Origin of the sequence: Thermomonas sp., from assembly GCF_020850895.1 — a bacterium.
GTDB lineage: Bacteria > Pseudomonadota > Gammaproteobacteria > Xanthomonadales > Xanthomonadaceae > Thermomonas.
In genome coordinates this window covers 1-3,279 of the sequence record NZ_JADZDS010000042.1, presented here as the reverse complement: position 1 = coordinate 3,279, position 3,279 = coordinate 1, and the positions used below count along the sequence as shown (strand labels likewise).

The following is a 3,279-nucleotide window of genomic DNA, read 5'->3' as shown; positions in this document are numbered from 1 at the left end:
TGGTGGAGGTGGGGGGAATTGAACCCCCGTCCGAAGGCACTCCATGCCCGGCACTACATGCTTAGCGCGGTGTTTGGTCTCGGATGCCGGCAACACACCGTGCGAAGCACGCCGTCATCCACACCCGCTGAGTTTCGGAGCCGGTTGGCGGGTCGCCGCCGGAACCTATCCCGTGATAATGACCCTACATCCACGAGCACAGGCACAAGTGGGTTCGGGGCTAGGCCTTAGGCGGCCAGAGCGTAGTTGTCGTCGTTGGCAACTATGAGTTTTGCAGCTGGATTAGCGAGGAAAGCTACCCCCTCGGCATGCGCCGTGCGATTTCGCGACCCCCGTCGAAGCCAATGCACCCCCGGGAAGCGTCGATTTCACCGACCCTTGCAGTATAGGGGCGCCGCTCGCTTTGGCAATGCGCCGCCTGTGCCGGCGTTCAGGCACGGTGGGCAATGCGCCCTGCGCCTGCCCGACTCCGTCCTGCCCAGCGCGTGGGTGCGCCGTGCCTGACCGGCCATGCGATCCCGCGCCGCGCAGCACGGGCGCCCAAGACGCGCTGCCGCTCAGGAACGCAGCGGCAGCAACCGGATTTCGACCCGGCGATTCATGGCGCGGCCGGCCTCGGTGTTGTTGCTGGCGATGGGATAGCGCTTGCCCATGCCGATGACTTCGAACCGCTGCGGCTGCACGCCTTGCGCGGTCAGATAGCTGGCCACGGCGTTGGCGCGTTGTTCGGAGATCCGCTGGTTGACCGCATCGCTGCCGATGCTGTCGGTGTGACCGCTGACTTCGACGATGGTCTGGTTGTAGTCGCGGATGGTGCCCGCAATGGTGTTGAGCGAGGGGTAGAACTGCGGCTTGATGTCGGTGCGATTGAAGTCGAAGGTGACGCCATCGGGCAGGTTCAGCAGGATCACGTCGCCATCGCGCTGCACGTCGATGCCGGTGCCGGCGGTTTCGCGGCGCAATTCGGCTTCCTGGCGGTCCTGGTAATTGCCGATGGCCGCACCAGCCAGCGCACCGATGCCGGCGCCGACCATCGCGTGCTGGCGCCGCTCGACCGCGCTGTCGCCACTGAGCAGGCCGGCGGCGGTGCCGATCGCCGCACCGATCAGGGCGCCACGGCGGGTGCGCTGGTTGGTCTCGTTGCCCTGATCGTCATAGGTGGCACAGCCGGCAAGGAAGACCGCGAGGCAACCGGCGACGACGGCGAGCTTGAGCGGGGAGGTGTGCATGCGTGGCTCCGGCGGGGGGAATGGGCCAGCCTAGATGCCCACGACTGGCCCACGCATGAACGGCACCGACGACGCCCACCCGGAGGCGGCGCTGCGGCTTACGGCAACGCTGATTTAATCGGCGTTGCCTGCCGACCATGGATGGTCGGCCGCGGGTGGATCATTGAATGATTGATCCGCGTGAGCTGCGTCCGGGCATGCACCGGACGCAGCGTGTGCTGACACGTCCAGGAGGGACGTGTTCAGCATTGCCCTAGATCGAAGCCGTGTCGGCGCGTGCGTCACTCGCCTCCATCAACCCTTCCGCCGCATCCGCATCCAGCAGCCGGTCCCACGAACCCATCATGGCGAGGTACACCAGCTTGTCGAATTCCTCGACGAAGCGACGCGCCACCGCATCCGGGTCCGGGATCAGGCGGGCATCGGTGATCAGCCCGAAATGGACTTGTCCGCGATAGCTCAGGATCGACAGGCCCAGCCCGATGGAGCCGGTTTGCGGCACCCAGAACATGATGTCGCGCAGGGTGCTGCCGGCCATGTAGAGCGGCTGTTGCGGGCCGGGCACATTGGTTGCCACCGCGCTGGCCTTGCGGCTGAACATTTCCAGCGCCAGTTCCTGCAGTGGCTGCGGCGCGATGCCTAACGCAGCAAGTAATCCATATGCAACAATAGCTTGCCGTGAATTCTTAAGATTACACATGCACTCAGAAACACGCTCCAACCGACCCAGCGGGTTGGGCTCGCCGACCGGCAGATCAAGAAACACCAAGCCGAAATGGTTGCCGAGTTTCTTGGCGTGCTCCAGCGGCCGCAGGTTGACCGGCACGGTTGCGCGCAGGGTCAGGCCATCGACGGCATCACCACGGTCGAGCATGTAGCTGCGCAAGGCGCCGGACGCCGCCGCCATCAGCACGTCATTGACGGTGCAGCCGCAGGCTCGCCCGACCGCCTTCACTTCGTCGAGTTGCAGCGGCTGCGCCCACGCCACCCGTTTGCTCACGCCCAACCGGCCACGCAGCAGCGACGGTGGATCGTCCGGCAAGGACAATGCCTGCACCAGCTCCATCGCGATCGTGCCGCCCTCCTTCGCCAGCAGCGAGGCCAGCGATGGGTCCTGCATCATCGCCATGCCCTGCTCCAGCGCCTTGCCGCCGAGCTTCATGTAGCGCTCCATCGCGCCCACCCGACGCGCCACCGGCGCGGCCTGTTCCTTCAACCAGGTCTTGTCGAGGCGGGAATTGGTCGACGCTTCGCGGCTGGTGTCGGTGAGTGAGAGCAGCACCTGCACCAGGGCGATGCCATCGGCATAGCAATGGTGGATGCGTGCGACCACCGCCGAGCCGCCTTGGTAGCGCTCGATCAGATGGAACTGCCAGAGCGGTTTGGTGGGGTCCAGTGGGCTGGACGCCAGCTGGCTGACGAAGCGCTCCAGTGCGCGTTTTTCCGAGGCCTTGCCGGGCTTGCCCGGCAGCCCGGACAGGCGCACGTGCCAGTCGAGGTCGAAATTCGCATCCTCCACCCACTGCGCCCCGGTGGGACCCTCGACCGGCTTCTGGCGGAATCGGGCATAGGCAAGGAAGCGCCGTTCGATCACCTTGCGCAGCTGCGCCACCGTCATCGGCTCGGCGAACATCAGCACGCCGGTGATCATCATCGGGTTGGTCGGCCGCTCCATCCGCAGCCAGGCGGTATCCACCTTCGACATCGGCTCGCGCTTGGGACGGCGCGGCGATGGCCCGGCAGTGGGGCGCTGGCGCGGTTTCGAGGTGGCCATTGCGGGTCTCCGTGGAGGTCACGCTGAGTGAATCATCGACCGGGCGTGAGGTCAACGCGGGGGCAACGGCTGCTGTCGATGTGAACGTGTTGAAAGCGGATTTCGTTGATTAGATCGATCCATGCCGAAACGTCCATGGATCCCCGCGTTCGCGGGGATGACGAGATCTCAGGACCTCCATGGATTGGACGGGCCTATGTCTATCAAAATCAGCCCGCGCTCGCGGGGATGACGAGATCTCAGGACCTCCATGGATTGGACGGGCCTATGTCTATC

At 65.3% G+C, this 3,279-nt stretch carries 2 protein-coding genes and 1 other RNA gene; all 3 read right to left on the bottom strand.

What is annotated here, in order from left to right:
- The 3 genes from ssrA to IT472_RS03870 all read right to left on the bottom strand — a co-directional run bounded on the left by ssrA (position 1) and on the right by IT472_RS03870 (position 3,003).
- Positions 1-354: a transfer-messenger RNA gene (gene ssrA / locus IT472_RS03880) on the bottom strand.
- Positions 355-557: 203 nt separating this feature from the next.
- Positions 558-1,229, bottom strand: coding sequence for an OmpA family protein (locus tag IT472_RS03875; protein ID WP_343231805.1), 672 nt, complete (start codon positions 1,227-1,229; stop codon positions 558-560).
- Positions 1,230-1,482: 253 nt separating this feature from the next.
- Positions 1,483-3,003, bottom strand: a complete 1,521-nt coding sequence (locus tag IT472_RS03870; protein ID WP_297178666.1) for a wax ester/triacylglycerol synthase family O-acyltransferase — start codon at positions 3,001-3,003, stop codon at positions 1,483-1,485.
- Positions 3,004-3,279: the final 276 nt, after the last annotated feature.